The sequence below is a fragment of the Streptomyces sp. NBC_01341 genome, from assembly GCF_035946055.1.
GTDB lineage: Bacteria > Actinomycetota > Actinomycetes > Streptomycetales > Streptomycetaceae > Streptomyces.
Window position 1 is genome coordinate 6,891,021 of the sequence record NZ_CP108364.1, and the last position, 16,936, is coordinate 6,907,956.

The 16,936-nt window shown below is 71.2% G+C and carries 15 protein-coding genes; 8 read left to right on the top strand and 7 right to left on the bottom strand.

The window, feature by feature from the left end:
• Positions 1-2: 2 nt before the first annotated feature.
• Entirely contained in the window at positions 3-2,069 is a 2,067-nt protein-coding gene (locus OG206_RS30365) for a DUF4139 domain-containing protein (protein ID WP_327121752.1), read from the bottom strand.
• Positions 2,070-2,219: 150 nt separating this feature from the next.
• Between OG206_RS30365 and OG206_RS30370 the strand changes: the two genes are divergently transcribed.
• The gene (locus OG206_RS30370) at positions 2,220-2,837 is read left to right on the top strand and encodes a TOPRIM nucleotidyl transferase/hydrolase domain-containing protein (protein ID WP_327121754.1); all 618 of its coding nucleotides are present in this window, start codon (positions 2,220-2,222) and stop codon (positions 2,835-2,837) included.
• A 90-nt stretch (positions 2,838-2,927) separates the two neighbouring features.
• On the opposite strand, the gene OG206_RS30375 is transcribed toward OG206_RS30370, so the two are convergent.
• Entirely contained in the window at positions 2,928-3,284 is a 357-nt protein-coding gene (locus OG206_RS30375; RefSeq protein ID WP_327121756.1) for a UBP-type zinc finger domain-containing protein, read from the bottom strand.
• Between the two features lie 433 nt (positions 3,285-3,717).
• Here OG206_RS30375 and OG206_RS30380 point away from each other — a divergent pair, with 433 nt between their 5' ends.
• Positions 3,718-4,806, top strand: a complete 1,089-nt coding sequence (locus tag OG206_RS30380) for a polyprenyl synthetase family protein (RefSeq protein ID WP_327121758.1) — start codon at positions 3,718-3,720, stop codon at positions 4,804-4,806.
• 191 nt (positions 4,807-4,997) lie between these two features.
• Positions 4,998-5,798, top strand: a complete 801-nt coding sequence (locus OG206_RS30385; protein WP_327121760.1) for a class I SAM-dependent methyltransferase — start codon at positions 4,998-5,000, stop codon at positions 5,796-5,798.
• A 116-nt stretch (positions 5,799-5,914) separates the two neighbouring features.
• On the opposite strand, the gene OG206_RS30390 is transcribed toward OG206_RS30385, so the two are convergent.
• Positions 5,915-8,173 (bottom strand): FUSC family protein, encoded by a 2,259-nt coding sequence (locus OG206_RS30390; RefSeq protein WP_442805973.1) that lies wholly within the window; start codon positions 8,171-8,173, stop codon positions 5,915-5,917.
• Between the two features lie 272 nt (positions 8,174-8,445).
• On the opposite strand from OG206_RS30390, the gene OG206_RS30395 reads away from it, so the two are divergent.
• Positions 8,446-8,997, top strand: a complete 552-nt coding sequence (locus tag OG206_RS30395) for a DoxX family protein (protein ID WP_327121764.1) — start codon at positions 8,446-8,448, stop codon at positions 8,995-8,997.
• Between the two features lie 118 nt (positions 8,998-9,115).
• Here the strand turns inward: OG206_RS30395 and OG206_RS30400 are convergent, their stop codons facing one another.
• On the bottom strand, positions 9,116-9,754 hold the full coding sequence (locus OG206_RS30400) for a LysE family translocator (protein ID WP_327121766.1): 639 nt from the start codon (positions 9,752-9,754) through the stop codon (positions 9,116-9,118).
• Positions 9,755-10,776: 1,022 nt separating this feature from the next.
• Here OG206_RS30400 and OG206_RS30405 point away from each other — a divergent pair.
• From OG206_RS30405 to OG206_RS30420, 4 genes are all read left to right on the top strand, one after another.
• Positions 10,777-12,240: an L-fucose/L-arabinose isomerase family protein gene (locus OG206_RS30405; protein WP_327121768.1), complete on the top strand. Its 1,464-nt coding sequence runs from the start codon at positions 10,777-10,779 to the stop codon at positions 12,238-12,240.
• A 307-nt stretch (positions 12,241-12,547) separates the two neighbouring features.
• The gene (locus OG206_RS30410; RefSeq protein WP_327121770.1) at positions 12,548-13,888 is read left to right on the top strand and encodes a geranylgeranyl reductase family protein; all 1,341 of its coding nucleotides are present in this window, start codon (positions 12,548-12,550) and stop codon (positions 13,886-13,888) included.
• A gap of 265 nt (positions 13,889-14,153) precedes the next feature.
• Positions 14,154-14,318: a hypothetical protein gene (locus OG206_RS30415; protein WP_327121772.1), complete on the top strand. Its 165-nt coding sequence runs from the start codon at positions 14,154-14,156 to the stop codon at positions 14,316-14,318.
• A gap of 249 nt (positions 14,319-14,567) precedes the next feature.
• Positions 14,568-14,993 carry a DUF6003 family protein gene (locus OG206_RS30420; RefSeq protein WP_327121774.1) on the top strand — a complete coding sequence of 142 codons (426 nt, stop codon included), beginning with the start codon at positions 14,568-14,570 and terminating at the stop codon, positions 14,991-14,993.
• Positions 14,994-15,168: 175 nt separating this feature from the next.
• On the opposite strand, the gene OG206_RS30425 is transcribed toward OG206_RS30420, so the two are convergent.
• From OG206_RS30425 to OG206_RS30435, 3 genes are all read right to left on the bottom strand, one after another.
• The gene (locus OG206_RS30425; protein ID WP_327121776.1) at positions 15,169-15,585 is read right to left on the bottom strand and encodes an ATP-binding protein; all 417 of its coding nucleotides are present in this window, start codon (positions 15,583-15,585) and stop codon (positions 15,169-15,171) included.
• A 392-nt stretch (positions 15,586-15,977) separates the two neighbouring features.
• Positions 15,978-16,469: an ATP-binding protein gene (locus OG206_RS30430; RefSeq protein WP_327121778.1), complete on the bottom strand. Its 492-nt coding sequence runs from the start codon at positions 16,467-16,469 to the stop codon at positions 15,978-15,980.
• A gap of 13 nt (positions 16,470-16,482) precedes the next feature.
• Positions 16,483-16,701, bottom strand: a complete 219-nt coding sequence (locus OG206_RS30435; protein ID WP_327122473.1) for a hypothetical protein — start codon at positions 16,699-16,701, stop codon at positions 16,483-16,485.
• Positions 16,702-16,936 lie beyond the last annotated feature (235 nt).

A 16,936-nucleotide genomic window follows, 5' to 3' on the forward strand; every position in this document is an offset into this window, starting at 1 on the left:
GGTCAGCTCCTGCGGTTGCCGCCGACGATGGCCTTGCCGGACGGGATTCTGATCTCGTAGCCGCCGTCGAGTGCTGCCGTGCCGCCGGCGGGCAGGTCGACCCGCCGGATACGGGTGCCCGGAGCATGGTGATCCTGGCCCTGCCCGTCCTCGGGCGTGATCCAGCCGGCCCGTTCCTCGATACGCACGTCGGCTTCGGAGGTGACGGGCACCCGTTCGCGGACCTCGAGGACGACCGGCCGGGTGAGCCTGTTCGCCAGTTCCAGACGGACCTGGTGGTCCAGCACGGTGACGTTGTTGCGGAGTCCCGAGGTGGACTCGCGCACCGTGGTACGCCGGGTCACCTCGATGCCTTCGGCGCGTCCGAGTCCGACCCTGCGGACACCGCCGGGCGCGAGCGTGGGCAACGCGGTGGTCAGCAGGAACTCGTCGTCGACGGTGACCTCCACCGGCCCGGCCAGCAGAGCCTGGCCGGTGGAGTTGGAGACGACGAGCGTGGCGTACACCGTCTGCTCGACCGAGGGGACGCAGAGATACTCCGTCTCCAGCCCGATCGGTATCTCACCGATGGTGACGGTGTGCCAGGTGCCGTCCGACGGAATGTCGGCGCGCGACGCCGTGTCGAAACGGTGGTCGAAGGAGCCCGCCGATTCCCGGGGCCGCACGGCGTGGCCGGGCAGCGGCAGCCCCGCCACCGATTCGGCGCGGCGGCGGTGCTCCTCCGCCACCGGATCGAAGGGGGAGCCGGTGAACAGACGGCCCCTGCGCGCGCCCGGCTCCTCGGGGCCGGACAGGACGAGGGCGGCGTAATCCAGCTCGGCACCACGTGGCTGCGGCGGGCCGGACACGGGTGCCGGGGGCGCGGACGGCATGGCCCCGCCCGGGACCGGGGGCGCCACAGGGGCCGCGGCGGCGAACGACCTGCCGCCCGAACGTGCCCGGCCGGGCTGCACAGGGGCAGGCGCCCCGCCTCCGAAGCGCTCCGTGGCAGCGCCCGCCGGGCCGCCCGGAACCGGGGCGGCGGGAGCCGCGGGAAGATCACCGCCGTAGGCCTGCGGAGCCGACGGCGGTGGCGGAGCAGACCCGACCCTGGCGGATGCGGGCCCGGCTGCCGTCCCTGGGCGAGGGCCGGCCACGTCGTATCCGGCGAACAGTTCGCCGAGTCCAGGCGGCGGCTCACGCCAGCCGGACGGCTCGGGGGAGGGCTGGCGACGGCCGATCCGGATCGAGCGCAGTTTCGGCAGCCCCGTGTCCCGGCGCAGATCAGCGGTGGCCAGGCCTACGGCCACGCCGGTCCAGTCCTCGCCGGTGCGCTGGGCGATCGAGGCGCGCAGGGTCATGCGGCCGGTGGGCTCGCCCCGCCGGTGGGCGAGCCGGTAGGCGGGCACCCAGACCGCGCCCGGCACCCCGTACTCCAATTCGAGCTCCACCTCCGCCCGCGCATCGCAGGTGTCCGGGACGTCGACCGTCACGACGGCCGACACGGTCGTGCGGAGATGCGCTGACGCGGCGTCGGTCCCGGAGTCGGTGGAGGCACGGGCCTGCCTGTCGAGGGCGAGGTCGAGCGCGTGCGCGGCCCGCCGCACGGACTCCTCCAGCTCGCCGAGCGTGTCGTGCAGTCCCCTCAGGCGGTCGTCCACGAAGCAGCCGAGCTCCAGCCAGGCGTCCACCGGGGTGCGCCGGTGCGGCTCGTCACGCTTGCGGGGAGGCGGAACCGGACGCAGCGCCCCGATCTCCTCGATGAGACCGAGCGTGCGGTCCCGTCGCCCCCGGACGGCCGCGCACGCGTCACTGAGGCGATCGACCTCGGCCTGCAACTCGTCCTGGCCGGAGGCGTCGAGCGTCTCCGCCTCGATCTCGACCCGCGCCTCGCTCACCCGGACCCCGGCAGGTCCCAGGACCCGGACCCGGAGGGAATCCGGGTCCATGGAGCGGGGCAGCCCCACCACGCGCACGCTCCCGAACGGTCCTGCGCTGCCCCGGGCGAGGCGACGGCACAGGGCCCCCTGCTCGTACACCACCACAGAGTCGAGGGCCGAACCCCACCTCTGCGCCGTCTCGGTAGTCATATGATCCGCCCCCGTCCGCACGCGGCGAAGCCTACGCCTCCGTGACGGGCGGGCGCGTGGCGCGGAGGGACCCTGTCCGCACCCTCCGACACGGCGGCGGCCCGCCGAAATTGCCTGGCGTGCCCGCCGCGGAGGGCGGAGACTCGATCCGTGACTGACATGGTGACGTTCCGGGACGCTGTCGCCGCATGGGCGGCCGGGGGCGACGGCACGGTCGCCCGCGAGCTGGCCGGGAGACTCTCCGTCCGGGCGGTCGTCCTTCTCGAAGGGCCCAGCGACGCCGCCGCGGTCGACGCACTGACCGGGAGCCGCGGCCGCAACCTCGCCGACGAGGGTGTCTGCGTGCTGCCCATGGGCGGCGCGATGAGCGTGGGGCGGTTCGCCCACCTCCTCGGTCCTCCCTGCCTGGGACTTCGTCTCACGGGACTGTGCGACGAGGCGGAGCGCAGTTTCTACACCCGTGGCCTGGAACGCGCGGGCGCCGCATCGCAGGGATTCTTCGTCTGCGCCGCGGATCTGGAGGATGAGCTGATTCGCGCCCTCGGCGTCGCACGCGTTGCGGAAATCGTCGAGGAACAGGGTGACTTGCGTGCCCTTCAGACCTTCCTGCGGCAGCCGGCACAGCAGAACCGGACCGCACAGCAGCAGTTGCGGCGGTTCCTCGGCACGAAGAAGGGACGCAAGATCCAGTACGGTCGTGTCCTCGTCGAAGCCCTGGCCCCCGAGCGCGTACCCGCCCCACTGGACGATCTGCTCACCGCTCTGTGAACCGGGGCCGACGTTCGCGGCGGCGAGCGCGTGCGGTCGTACGCAACGCCCGGTGTCACCTGCCGGACCGCCGCGGGATGTCCGGCGTCGTCAGTTCAGCCGCTGCTGCCACTCCGACGGTACGGACCCCGCAGGACCCGGCACCGGCTGCTCGGTCGGGTGCGAGGTGGGCGAGGCGAGGGGCGGCCCGTCGAAGACCTGCTGGGTCTCGAAGTTGTAGTACCAGTTCTCTCCCGGTTCGAAGCTGGTGACCACGGCATGGCCGGTCTCCTGGAAGTGCTTCGTTCCGTGCTGGGAGGGGGAGGTGTCGCAGCAGCCGATGTGCCCGCACTCCGCACAGCGCCGTAGATGGAACCACCATCCGGGCCCGTCCCCGTGCAGACAGTCGGCGCAGCCCTCTCCGCTGGGGGCCACCTGCGGATTCACGCCCGGAATGTTGTGAGACACCTGTGAACTCCTCGTGCGGTGGGCGCCGGGACGGCCCACGCCGGCCGGCGGAGGGTGCTTTCCCTTCCTCCAGGCTGCGCCCCCCGCCATGCGGCCGCGAGTCGAGTCCACCGGGGAGCCCTCCCGATGTGGTGCGGAGCCCGGGGCGCCCGTCCGCGGACAGCGTGGTGATGACGTCGGCCGACGACGGAGGGCCCCTTCTTGGTCACTCGGAGTCACATGCGCCGAGCGAGGGTGCGCAGGCGGACAGGAGGCGCCCTCGGTAGCCCGGCGGTACGCGCAACAGGTTTCCGCCGGCACGTCCGGATCCGGGAGCGGCACACCGGGCAGGTTCGCCACCCGGCGCTGCGGCCTCCTGTCCGGCCCTTGATCGCGCGCGCTCCCTGACGTCTGGCAGCGTGATCCCCCCGTACCTCGGGAAGCTGGAGAACCGATGACCGACACCGCCGCCCTGACCGCCCAGATCCGGTCCCGCATGGCCGGATACCACCGCCGGTTCCCGGTCCTCTTCGAGGAGTACTTCCAGCGCCTGGGCAGCACGCTCGAGGCGCCGGCGTTCAGCCGCTTCACGCCCGAGTGCCTGGGACTCCTCAGGGACCTGTCGTTGCGTGGCGGCAAGCGGATGCGGGTCGCCCTGCTCTTCGAAGCGGCACGCCTGGTCACGGACGAGCCGCTCGAAGGCCTCGACGAAGCAGCCCTGAGCATCGAGCTGTTGCAGACGCACGCACTGGTGCACGACGACATCATCGACGACAGCCCCACCCGCCGGGGCGGTCCCTCCACCTACTACGCCTACCGGGAGAGGTTCCCCGATCACCCGCAGGCCGCCCTTGGGCTCGCCCTGCTCGCGGGTGACCTCGCACTGACGTCGGCGCTCCAAGTGCTGCTCGACTCCCCTGCACCACTCGCCGTGCGCCAGGCGATGATCGAGGTGCAGACGAGGGCGGCCTCCGCCACGTTCGTGGGCCAGATCATCGACATGGAGCGTGACTTCGCCGACGCCCCGGCCAAGGACGTCCTGCACCAGGTCGCGGACTTCAAGACCGCTCGCTATTCGGCCCTCGCGCCCATGCAACTGGGGCTGATCGCGGCGGGGGTTCAGCCCGCGTCCTTCGAGAAGGAGCTCCGTCGCTACACCATGCTCGCGGGCATCTGCGGTCAGATGCGTGACGACTACCTGGACCTGTTCGGCGACGCCGCCACCATGGGCAAGCCGACGGGGACGGACATCCGCGACGGGCGCCGCAACTACACCGTGCACGCCATCCTCGAAGTGGCCGACGGGGCGGAGAGGGCGGTGCTGGAATCCTGCCTCGGTGACCCCGTTTGCGATGAGGACTCCATCGAGTCGGTCCGCGCCATCGCCCGGCGCCACGGCGTCGAGGACATCATGCGGGCCGACATGCGCCGCTGTGCGGAGCGTGCGGCGGCCGAGGCGACCGGCTGGCGTTCCCACTGGCGCGAGGAGGCGGTCGCGTTCTTCGAGTACCTGCCGATGTGGAGCGTCGAGCGGGTGCTCTGACCGGTGCTTAGGTGCCATGCGGCGGCCGGTGCCCCGTGCCCGAACGAAGCACGACCCGACGGGCAGCCCGTCCCCGGGTACGCGGGTTCCGGCCGCAGGCGCTCCGTGGTCTTCCCGCCCGCCGGCCGTGGCCTCGGCTCAGCCCCGCGGGGCTGAGCCGAGGCCACGGCGCCGTCTGCCAGAATCGGCGTATGGAAGAGAGCGGCGCCGGTCACGGCTATCTGCTGGACAACGGACAGTCGGAGGCGGGTGTCCGCTTCGGAGCCCTCGCCGAACTGTTCGATCCGGTCACGTTCCGGCATGTCGACCGGCTCGGCATCGGTCCCGGTGCGCGCTGCTGGGAAGTCGGTGCCGGGGGCCCCTCGGTCCCGCTGGAGCTGGCACGGAGAGTGGGCCCCGGCGGTTCGGTGACCGCCACCGACATCGACGTGTCCTGGATCCGGGACATCGCCGGCGGCACGATCGAGGTCCTGTCCCACGACGTGGCGGCAGACCCGCCTCCCGGCCGGTTCGACCTGATCCACGCCCGGCTGGTCCTGGTGCACGTAGCCGACCGAGCCGAGGCGGTGCGCAGGATGGCCGGTGCGCTGCGGCCCGGTGGCCACCTTCTCCTGGAGGACGCGGACCCTTCACTGCAGCCGCTGCTGTGCCCCGACGAGTCGGGCCCGGAGCAGCGGCTTGCCAACCGGCTGCGGTCCGGCTTCCGCACCCTGATGGCGGCACGCGGCGTGGACCTCGCGTACGGGCGGACCCTGCCCCGGGTGCTGCGTGAGGCCGGCCTTGAGGATGTGCAGGCCGACGCGTACTTCCCGGTCACCTCGCCTGCGTGTGCGGTGCTGGAGGACGCGACGGTGCGTCAGATCCGCGATCGTCTGGTGGGGGAGGGGATCGCCACCGACGAGGAGGTCGAACGCCACCTGGCGAACGTCGCCACCGGACGGCTCGACCTGGCCACTGCCCCGATGATCTCGGCGTGGGGCCGCTGCCCGTAGCCGCGCTGCCCGCTGCGCGCACCCGGCCGGAGCGGACCGGCCCGTTCCCGCTCGTCGTGCACTCCGTCAGCCGCCGGCCGCGCCTCCCATGCCCGGCAGGGGGTGCTGATGCGCCCTCAGCCGATCGGGGCCGTCGCGACAGGCTGCTGATCGGCGACCGGCACGCCCAGAGGGCGGGCGAGGCCCACGACACCCTCGTCGAGCCGTTGCAGGTGCCGCAGGACGCGGGACGTGACCGTGCCTGCCGCGCAGGTGCCGGAGCTGTCGTCCCGCAGTGTCGAGGCGATGCTCGCGCCGGACCGGACCTCCCCCCGCGCGGCCTCGTCCTCGACGTGCGCGGCCAGTACCGCGATGTTGTGGGCGATACGCCGGCCGGCCCGGTGCAGGCGGGGATCGGCTGCGATCGTCCTGCTGTGCGGCAGCAGCTCCGCCGTCGCGGCCAGCGAGCGCGCCTGATAGGCGCACGTCTCCAGCAGCGCCACCAGGTAGCGGACCGTCTGCCGCCTGCCACGCAGGGGAGTGATCGGATACGTCAAAGGGGTCGTGGAAGCCCTGAGTTCGTCGAGGGCCGTGTCCAGGTCACGGGCCTTGCCGAGGAGATCGGCGGCGGGCCCGCCGCTCAGCTGTTCCACCGCAGCGGACGCGACGTCGCCCAGCCGGTCCAGGACCGTGCCCAGCAACTCGTCGGTACGGCGGTCGGTGTGCACCGGCAGCACGAACACGGCGGCGACGACGCCGCAGGCCGCGCCGATCGCGGTCTCCTCGATACGCAGGACGAGCACGCCGAAGCTGTAAGAGTTCAGCAAGGTGTACAGCAGCCCCAGCATCGCGGTGACGAAGAAGGACATCACCGCGTACGACAGCGGGGCGGTGAAGAACATCGCGAAGATGAAGACGAGCACCAGCGCGAACGCGAGCCAGGTGTGGCCTCCGACCACCCCCGCCAGCGCGACACCCGCCACAGCGCCCAGCACCGTGCCGATGAGTCTCCGGTACCCCTTGACCAGGATCTCCCCGGTGGATGCCGTGTTGAGGAATACCACCCAGCAGGTGAGAACGGCCCAGTACCAACGCTGACTGGAGAGGAGTTCGCCCCCGATGATCGCCAGGACCGACCCCACCGCCACCTGGAACGCCGCCCTGGTCGTGGGACGCCGCAACCCCGTGCGGTCGTCCTCCACGGCCTCATCCGACGTGGCGAGCGCGATGTCCTCCGCGTCGAACTCCTCGCGGGAGCGGGTGGTCGCAGGAGAGTCGTCCGACTCGTCCTGGGGCCCGTCCAGCGCGAGTCGCAGGCCCAGGACGGAACGGGCCGCCTCACCGATGCCGCGGAAGGCGTCCTGGAGGGCCGGGGACGCGGCCGGCAGCCTCTCCTCCTCGCGGTAACCGAGCAGCCTGTTGCGTATGTGGGCCACCGCCGTACCCTCGTCGTTCGACGTCGGCCTGACCACCAGGAGGTGCAGCGCCGCCAGGTCCCGGCGCAGGGCAATGGTCGCGTCGTCCTCGGCCGGCCGCCAGTCCCCGGTGAGCGGCACGGGTGCGTTCGGCAGATGGAGGGTGAGGGTGTCCGCGCGCTCTGCACTGCGGGCGTTCAGCAGCAGCATGCCCAGCCGCTCCGTCGCGATCTCGGCCTCCGCCACGCGGCGTTGCAGCAGTGCCGCCTTGTCCGCGTCCTTCGTGCCCTCCTCCAGGCGGCCCTGAATCATCAGCGCCGCCTCGTGCAGCCGCGCGGTGCGCCGGCGCATGTCGTCGAGCACCTTCTCCAACTGACCGGGGTCGGCATCGAGCATCTGGATCTGCATGGACACGAGCTGGGCGAGCCGCGTGCGGAAGGCGTCGCGCAGGCGCGTCAGCACGCGTCGGGGCGTCTCGGGGACGACGGCGAACCTCACCACCGCGCTGCAGGCGAACCCGAGGGCCAAGGCCCCGTAGAGCGTCGGCAGGGTCGTTGCCGCCGCCCCTACGAACAGGGAGAGGAAGTAGATCTGGAAGCCCACGAGACCCAGGGCGGTGCCGCGCTCGCCGAATCTCCGGCAGTACACGGCGCCGAAGATGAGAGCCACGAAGAACAGGTCGCCCAGGACGACCTGCGAGGTCAGGAACGCGCCGAGCGACGTCGCCACCAGGGCGACAGGCAGCCCCAGGGCGAGTGTGATCGCCTGGTCGCGTACGAGTGTGTCCTTGACCGCGAAGGTGGCGGTCATCGCCGTCATCGCGCCGGCCACCATGTGCGTGACGTCGCTGTCGAACATGACGAGGACGACCAAGGTGAGTGCGATCGCCGAGACGGTCCTGAGCCCCGCCGTCAGCCGCAGGAGTCCGGGATCCGACGCCGCGAACCGATCCCACGTGATGGCCCCGCCCCGCCGCCGCACTACCCTCACCCTGCCGTTTCTTCCGGTGCCGCCAAGATCCTCGTATCCGTCTCAGCATTGCACGGCCGATGGTGCCCGGGGGAGGGCAGGGCCCCGGCGAAGGTCCCGTGAGCACTCCCCGCTGTCCGGACGCGTACCCCTGGCCCCGGCGGGAGCGACGCCGCGGCGAGGCGCGCAAGCGCGGTGCCGGTGTGAGCGCACGGCCGCCGCGTCGCGAGGCATCGCCCGAAATCCGGGTGAGTGTCCCGCATGAACCCGGGCATGCGCGGAGCATGGCAATTCTGAGGACAGCCGCCCGCCCCCTGCTCGCCTCCGTCTTCATCTCCGGCGGACTCCGTACGCTGCGCGACCCGCACTCCGTGGCTCCGGCCGCCGAGCCGGTGGCGCAGCTCGTCGCGGGACGAGTGCCCCGACTGCCGAACGACACGGTGCGGCTGGTGCGGATCAACAGCGCCGTGCAGATCGGCGCCGGCGCCCTCCTGGCGACCGGACGCTTCCCGCGTGCGTCCGCGCTCGCGCTGGCGGCCTCACTCGTGCCCACGACTCTCGCCGGGCACGCCTGGTGGAAGGCCGAGGACGCGGACGAGCGCGCCCGCCAGCGTGTCCAGTTCACCAAGAACCTCTCCCTCCTGGGCGGACTGCTCATCGCGGTGGCGGACACCCACGGGAAGCCCTCACTGGCCTACCGGTCCCGTGCCGCGGCCGCTGCCGGCAGCCGCAGCGCCCGGAAGGCCGGTCACACCGTGAACACTGCTGTGGCCGACCGGGCGCAAGAAGTGAGGTCGGCCGCGCACGCTGCGCGGGACCACCTGCCGATCGGCTGACGGTCCGGGGCATCGCAAGGCGGAGGAGGGAGTCGACGCGGAGCGTTGCCGACCGACGACAACGCCGCGAGGCGCGGTGCGGGGGCACGCGAGCCCAGCATGATCCAAACGAGAGTCCCTAGTCCTTGCGCCCCGTCACGGCGACGGTCACGCCGAGCCCGATCATTGTGAGTCCGCCGACTCCGCCCACGCGAGCGAGCCGTTCCGGGGAGCGCCTGAACCAGTCCCGGGTGGTGGATGCGATCAACCCCCACACGCTGTCGCAGGTCAAAGCGAGGGCGTTGAAGACCAGGCCGAGGATCAGCATCTGGACGGTGACGTGCCCCAGGCGGGGCTCGACGAACTGAGGGAGTACGGCGGCGAAGAAGACGATGGTCTTCGGGTTGGCCACACCGACCGCGAAGCCTTCCAGCAAGGTGCGCAGACTCCCGTTGTCCGGGCCCCCACCGGTGAACGAGGCGTGCAGATGGTGTCGTTGACGCAACGCCTTCACACCCAGGTACACGAGGTACACGGCGCCACAGAGCTTGAGCGCGGTGAAGACGACGACCGAGCGCTCGACGACGGCCCCGACACCGAGTGCCACGGCCACGACGAGCACGTACGACCCGAGCGTGTTCCCCACGACCGTGGTCAGCGCAGCCCGGCGTCCCAGCGACAGCGCACGTCCGATCACGAACAGCACGCTCGGTCCGGGAACCACGATCAGGAGGAGCGATACGGCCGCGAAGGCCAGCAACCGGTCGACACACACCATGAAGCGCATCCAACAGGCCGAGGCGTGAACGCGCAGCCCCTTTTTCCGAGGGCCGCCCTCCTCGACGGCCGACGAGCCGGGACCGGGACGGATGGTGATGCCGGCTGACGAAGACTGCCGGGGGCCGTGGTGGTCCGGCCTTCGAGGACGGTGCAGGACGACGAGCGCACGTACCCGGATTCCATGATCGCTTTGCGAGTGCATGCCGACGTATATCGCTATCGCTCGTGCGTCGCCCGCCGACACGCGGCTCGGCGCTCCCCTGCGGTACGTGAGCCGCCGCCCGGCCCGGACGTCGCTCCGCGCAGCGACGTGATCGTCCCGACTGGCCGTCTTCTCATGCACTCTGCAGTACGTCCGGCGTGCGGGTGTTCGTGTGAGGAGCTCGTCGAGCAGATGCGGAAGTGTGCCCCCCCGCCCCCACCGGCTGCCCTCTTCCCGAAAGCGGCCCGGTGGAAAGGCGGTAGAGGTGGCGCGCAGCCAGGATCGGCCGGGTACGGAACGCGTCCGGCCCGATGCCGGCCAAGTCGGTTATCGCGAAAACCTGTCCAGAACGTGGTGTCCGGCCCGGAGGATCGCCTCCCAGTCATCGACGGGCGTCTTCGCGCCGCGCGTCCCGTCGATGGGAGTGGCGGTTGCAAAGAAGTGAGCAAAGGTGATCGGCATACCTCCTGGCCGGCTCCCGGGCATGTCGCGGTTCGTGGATGCGCGCCGGTGCGACCCGCCTGGACGCAGGTCGCTTGCGGGGGTTCCGAACGGCGTGACGGAGGCCGTGCCCTCGGATTCCCGTTGCTCAGTGTGACACTCGACGGCGCGGGACCGACGCGGCCGGAAGGGTCGGATGTCCCCGGGATCGGCACGCGTCACGACCGCGAGAAGTGCTCTCCGGCGGGGGCCGTCGCAGGGCGCGCGCCTCGGCGCAACCCCGTCCGGCGCGTGCATTGATTCGTTTCAAACCCTTGCTCAAGTGCTACTTCCGCGCTTACGGTCCCATCGAGAGAACCCCTCGAAGGGAAGCACGCATGGTTGCCGCATCCGCCGTTCCGTCCAGCGCCGCGCTGGAGCGCATCACTCGCCGCACGACGCGGGTGGGTCTCGTCTCCGGTGGTCTCGGTGCTTACTGGCCGCAGTTTCCGGGCCTGTTGGAGCAGCTGCAGGAATCCGCCGCCTTTGTCACCCGCCGTCTGGAATCCATGGGGTGCGAGGTCACGGACGCGGGGTTCGTCTCCGACCCGGTGGAGGCCGCCGGTGCCGCGGAGGTGCTACGGCGCGCGGACTGCGACATCATCGTCACCTTCCTCACGACGTACCTGACCTCGTCGATGGTGCTGCCGATCGCCCAGCGCAGCGGATCGCCGGTGCTTGTCATCGATCTGCAGCCCACCGAGGCGATGGACCACACGACATTCGACACCGGCAAGTGGCTCGCCTACTGCGGCCAGTGCCCGCTGCCCGAGGTCGCCAACGTCTTCCGCCGCAGCGGCATCCCCTTCCGCTCGGTCTCCGGTCACCTTCGCGACGAGAACGCCTGGACCCGCATCGGCCGATGGATCAACGCAGCCGGGGTACGCGCCGCGCTGCGTCACGGCCGCCACGGTCTGATGGGCCACCTGTACCCGGGAATGCTGGACGTGTCCACGGACATGACCCTGGTCTCCGCGCAGTTGGGCGGTCACATGGAAGTCATCGAGTTCGACGACCTGCGCGTCCGCGTGGCCGCGGTCACCGATCAGCAGACTGCCGCGCGTGTCGAGCTGGCTCGCGAGGTCTTCCATCTGGACGACTCGGTCGACGCCGAGGACTTCGACTGGGCGGCCCGCGTCTCGGTGGGTCTCGACCGGCTGGTCGAGGACTTCGCCCTGGACAGTCTCGCCTACTACCACCGGGGCCTGGACGGCGAACTGCACGAACGGCTGGGTGCCGGCATGATCCTCGGCGCCTCCCTGCTCACCGCGCGCGGTCTGCCGGTCGCGGGGGAGTACGAACTGCGCACCAGTCTGGCGATGCTGGTGGCGGACACCATCGGTGCCGGGGGGTCCTTCACCGAACTCCAGGCCCTCAACTTCCGTGACGGCGTTGTGGAGATGGGGCACGACGGACCGGCCCACCTCGCCATCAGCTCCACGGACCCGCTGCTTCGCGGGCTGGGTGTCTACCACGGCAAGCGCGGCTGGGGCGTAAGCGTCGAGTTCGACGTCACCCACGGTCCGGTCACCACGTTCGGCCTGGGGCAGGAGGCCGACGGCACGTTCGTGTTCATCGCCTCCGAGGGCGAAGTGGTCCCGGGACCGCTGCTGGCGATCGGCAACACCACCTCCCGCGTCGACTTCGGAGTCGATCCCGGCGAGTGGACGGACGCCTGGTCGGCCTCCGGAATCGGGCACCACTGGGCCCTGTGCACAGGTCATCGGGCCAAGGACCTGAGGGCGGCGGCCGACCTGCTCGGCCTGCCCTTCCGCCTCGTCGACGGGACCGAGGTTCTCTGACGACCTCGGCGGGCGGTCCGGGCCTCCTCCGCCGCGTATGCCGGGCGGTCGTCCCCGCCGGCCGGCGGGGACGCACCCATTCGGCCGGAGGACCGTCGTGGGCGGCCGGGCACGGGGCATGCGCTCGGGAACCAGGTGCGCGCCGGCAGGAGTTCGGCCGGATCCCGGCTGCCTAGGGCGGGACGGGTGCCGGACGGGCCGGGCGGGTATGTGATCGGTGCGCGTGCCGGGTACGGCCCGCGCACCCGGGTCCGTGGAGCGGACTGCGGTCCCGGCGCGCCGTCGGAAATTCCGGCCCGCCTCGCTCATGAGGAGTCAGCCAGTGGAGTCAGGCGCGGATGCCGGTCCCGGGGACCACCAGGCACAGGTGATCGTGGTGGGTGCGGGGCCCGCCGGTTCCGCCACGGCGTTGCATCTGGCCCGGGCCGGGGTGGACGTACTGCTGCTGGAGAAGGGGACGTTTCCCCGGGACAAGGTGTGCGGGGACGGCCTCACCCCGCGGGGCGTGCAGCAGCTGATTCGCATGGGGATCGACATCGAGGCTCCGGGCTGGATGCGGACCAAGGGGATGCGATGGGTGTGCGGCGGACGCCGGGTTCACATCGACTGGCCCCGTTCCGGCAGCCACCCGGACTTCGGCCTCACCCGCACCCGGCACGACTTCGACGACATCCTCGCCCGACAGGCCGTGGCTGCCGGAGCGCGGCTGCACCTCGACACCAAAGCCACCGGCCCTCTGACCGACCACCGCGGACGGATCGTCGGCGTGAGCACCGTCGCGGGGGGCGGTGCGCGCCCCAGGGACTTCCGTGCCCCTCTGGTCGTCGCAGCGGACGGAGCTTCGGCCCGGACGGCTCTGGCCATGGGGCTGGAGCGGGACCCGAGTACTCCGATGGCTACGGCCGCGCGTCGCTACTACCGGAGCGAAGCCCGCACGCACGACCCCTACCTCGAACTCTGGGCCGACCTGCTCTGCTCCCGTACCGGCCGTGACCTGCCGGGATACGGATGGATCTTTCCGCTCGGGGACGGGCGTGTGAACGTCGGCCTGGGTGCGCTCCCGCACCGCAGCCATGGAACGGTCGACCTCAGGGCCACGATGGACACGTGGCTGGCCCGGCTGCCCGCGCACTGGGAGCTGCGGGACGAGAACGCCGACTCCCCTCTGCGCAGCGCCGCACTGCCCATGGGCTTCAACCGCAGGCCGCAGTACCGTCGAGGTCTGCTCCTGGTCGGCGACAGCGGCGGCATGGTCAGCCCGTGGAGCGGCGAGGGAATAGTCCAGGCCATGGAAGCCGGTGAGGTCGCCGCCGAGACCGTGGCTCTCGCCCTGCACCGGCCCGACGGCCCGGCGCGGGAACAGGCTCTGCACCACTACCCCCGCGAGGTGAATCGCCGCTGGGGGCGCTATTACCGTCTCGGGAACGCCGTCGCCGATCTGGTGTTGGCCCGCTACGGCTACCGTCCCCTGCTCAACCGCCGTGTCATGGCTTCGCCCGCACTGGTACAGACACTGGCACGATTGCTCACGCACGGGACGGACGCGCCCTCCGACGATCTGATCGACACCGTCGTCCACGGCCTCGTGCGGATGGTTCCCACGCCCGGCCGCCGCCGTGTGCGAGGCCTGGACGTACGGCCTCGCTGAAGTGCACGCCGGGTGCACGGGGACCGCATGGTGGCGGGCCGTACCGTCGGGGACACTGGGAACAAGTGCCCGGACGACAGGTGGGGCACAGCGGGCCACGCGCGAACGGCCGGGTGGCACCGCGTTGCTGCCCGTCGATCCCTCCTCGCTACCGGGCCTGCTCGTCAGGTGGGGCAGAGCCGGCGGCGCGGGCCCGGTCGCACCGTGGGGAAGTCCGGTGCAGGGGCCCCTGGGACGGGCGCGCCGATACGCCGAGGAGACGGCCATGGTGCATCACCACAAGTCCAACAAGGAAGTCGAAGGCGACCCGCACAACGGACACGGTCGCGGAATGCCGAGGCGTCCGAACGAGCGGGAGCTCGACGAGCGTCTGGCGGAGGATCGCGAGGAGATGGGTCTGCGCCGTGAGGAGCGTGGCCGCCCTGCGTAGGCTGAGTGGCACGCCGGGGACGACCGGATTCGCGCGGGATGGGCAGCACATGGTTTCGCGAGAGAATCGCGAATTGCGTGCTCAGGGCGGGGCGGTTGTGCAGCCGATGGCGTCGGCCACTTCCGTGGTCCGGCGGAATCGGCATTCGCCGCCGGGGCGGGCCGGAGTGGTCAGAGGCATTTCGTGCCACAACTGAGGGCTAATATCAGGGCGTCGTTGATGCCCTGATCGAGAAGGTGTTTGTACGCGATGGACCACGACGCTCGCTTGTTCCTGCTTTCCGACGACTACCCGAGGGTGGGCGTGGCTCTGGCCTCCGTCGGCGCGCTGGCGTGTGCGGAGACACCGGCGGTGCACGGATGGCTGCAGGCTCATGGAGTCTCCGCCTCGTCGGAGCAGGTCAGGATTCTTCTCGCCGACGCGGAAGCGCTGGTTCCTGACGGCGCCGAAAGCCTGCCCGTCCCGCTGAGCGAAGAAGAGGCCCAGCGGATTCACCGTGAATCCGTTCCCCGGTCCGTCGCGGACCTGGAGGCCGAGCTCTCGGGTTTCCGGGAGATGACCGAGGGCGCGGAGGCTCTCGTTCACCGGGCGCTCACCGCCGGAATCCCCGCCCCGCGCATCGCGCAGCTGACGGGATTGTCTCCACGGGAGATCAGCGGTCTGATCCAGGCGTGACTCTGCGCCTCTGTGCCTGCGGAAGGCCGGATGCGGGGCCTCTGCGGGTGACCGCGTCAAGGACGCCGCGGTGTCCGTCCAGTTCCGTCATGGCCTGCGTAACCGTTCTGTTGTCGCTGCCCCGCGCCGGGTGAGGCTTCGCTCACCGCGTCCGTCCGAGCCTGGCGGGGCCGCGTCAGTACGCGAGTCGGGCGCGGATGGTCTTTCCCGTGGTGGGCCCGTAGATGACGGTCAGCTCGCTGGCGAGGCGTCGGACCATGTGCCAGCCGAACCCCCCGCTGCCACCGTTGAGGTCCGGCGCGCGCTCACGCGGGGGTGAGGGGCTGGGATCGCTGACCTCTGCCGTCAGGCAGTCCGGCGTGGCGGAGAGTTCGAGGGTGTAGCGACCGCCGCCGTGGCGTACCGCGTTCGTCGTGAGCTCGGAAACCACCAGGACGAGGGAGTCCGCTGTGGCAGGATCCGGGGCCGGTGTGAGGCTGTCGGCGAACGTGCGTGATGCCTCGCGCGCCTGGTGGATGCTGTCCGAGCCGTCGCCCCGCACCCTGGTCGGAGCGAAGGGTGCCGATGCGTCGTTGATCTTCTGACCGTTCATGCGAGTTCACCCGCCTGTTGTCCGTTGTGCCGCTTTGCCGTGACAGGAAGTGTGCCCTCCGACTCCATCTGCACACCTGCGGCAATTTCTTCCGCCCTGTCCAGGCACAACGGTGCGCAGGGAATTCACTGTGCGGAGGTCGGGTCGAGCGAGGGGCCCGTGGCCGAAGTCCCCGAATTGCACGTGGACTTTCGCTTGCCGGGCCACCCCGGGCGCGGCGCCGATGCATTTCGGTGCGGATACGACGACGGTTGCGGCACGCGACGGGGCTCGCCGTGTCGTCGCACGGCAGGCCGCGTGGAAGCAAGCGCGATCACCATGGCGGGTTTTCCACCGCGTCCCAGCGGCATTGCCGTCACTCCCTGCCGGCGCATTCCCGCCGTGAACTTTCCTTACCGAGGTGACTGCCCGGCCCGGTCCTCCTGCCGGCCATCGAGCAGGGAGATCTGGACGCGGATGCGTTTGCCCACGGGCTCCCGGCGGATCTCGAAACTCTGACAGACCGCGAGGACGATCTCCAGGCCGTGCTGTCCCGCGCGCGCCGGATCGGCCTGCTGGGCCATGGGGAGGACGTCACCGGAATCCCACATCGTGATGCCCAGCATGTCGTCGATCACCTCGACATCCAGGAGGCAGGGGCCGGGCGCGTACTTGCAGACGTTGGTGGCCAGCTCGCTCACGACCAGCCGTGCGACGTCCATGACACGCGAGGGGACGGACACGCCGTGCTCGGATCCGGCACTCAGGAGGAAGTCGCGGACGAACCCCCGCGCGGTGCCGATCTCCACCGAGCTCATGTCATACGCGGCACCGGCCGTGAGGCTGATCGCGTTGATCGCTCGGCTGTTCAGCAAGGCCCCGCCAGCGATCGCCGACTGTTCCATGTCATGTCCCCCGTCAGACCAGCCGCACCGTGCAACTGAGTCGCCACGCGCGTGTACCCGCCATCGGGCGGCGCACACCCGTCGAGCGGAAGCCGCTCCCGGCGACCCGGCGCGCCGACGCGTGGTGGTACACCGCCACCGCCGCCGACGGGCAGGAGGAGGAGTCCGCCGCGGTGCACGCGAGATCGACGGAGGCGATCGCCCGGGCCACGGAGTTCCTGTTGGTAGACACTCAGGCGGCACCCTGAGAGGCGGGGGCTCCCGCGCGGTTCCCAATCGCCGGGCGCGCCGAGACCGGCCCGCAGCTCACCGCTCCCCGTCGCTCCGCGCGTGCCGTCGTCGGCCCCCTGACGTTCTGCGGTCGTCGAGACCGGCACCGTCTGCTACCGGTGCGCCTCCGTCCGGGCGTGAGCCGAGAAGCAGCCGGGGCCGGCTGGCCGCCCGAGGTGTGACTCGGCGGTCCGCCC

Bases quoted from the DNA above. Each gene is read 5' to 3' on its own strand.
- OG206_RS30365 (WP_327121752.1), bottom strand. From the start codon at position 2,069: ATGACTACCGAGACGGCGCAGAGGTGGGGTTCGGCCCTCGACTCTGTG.
- OG206_RS30380 (WP_327121758.1), top strand. From the start codon at position 3,718: ATGACCGACACCGCCGCCCTGACCGCCCAGATCCGGTCCCGCATGGCC.
- OG206_RS30385 (WP_327121760.1), top strand. From the start codon at position 4,998: ATGGAAGAGAGCGGCGCCGGTCACGGCTATCTGCTGGACAACGGACAG.
- OG206_RS30395 (WP_327121764.1), top strand. From the start codon at position 8,446: ATGGCAATTCTGAGGACAGCCGCCCGCCCCCTGCTCGCCTCCGTCTTC.
- OG206_RS30400 (WP_327121766.1), bottom strand. From the start codon at position 9,754: ATGGTGTGTGTCGACCGGTTGCTGGCCTTCGCGGCCGTATCGCTCCTC.
- OG206_RS30405 (WP_327121768.1), top strand. From the start codon at position 10,777: ATGGTTGCCGCATCCGCCGTTCCGTCCAGCGCCGCGCTGGAGCGCATC.
- OG206_RS30410 (WP_327121770.1), top strand. From the start codon at position 12,548: ATGAGGAGTCAGCCAGTGGAGTCAGGCGCGGATGCCGGTCCCGGGGAC.
- OG206_RS30415 (WP_327121772.1), top strand. From the start codon at position 14,154: ATGGTGCATCACCACAAGTCCAACAAGGAAGTCGAAGGCGACCCGCAC.
- OG206_RS30420 (WP_327121774.1), top strand. From the start codon at position 14,568: ATGGACCACGACGCTCGCTTGTTCCTGCTTTCCGACGACTACCCGAGG.
- OG206_RS30425 (WP_327121776.1), bottom strand. From the start codon at position 15,585: ATGAACGGTCAGAAGATCAACGACGCATCGGCACCCTTCGCTCCGACC.
- OG206_RS30430 (WP_327121778.1), bottom strand. From the start codon at position 16,469: ATGGAACAGTCGGCGATCGCTGGCGGGGCCTTGCTGAACAGCCGAGCG.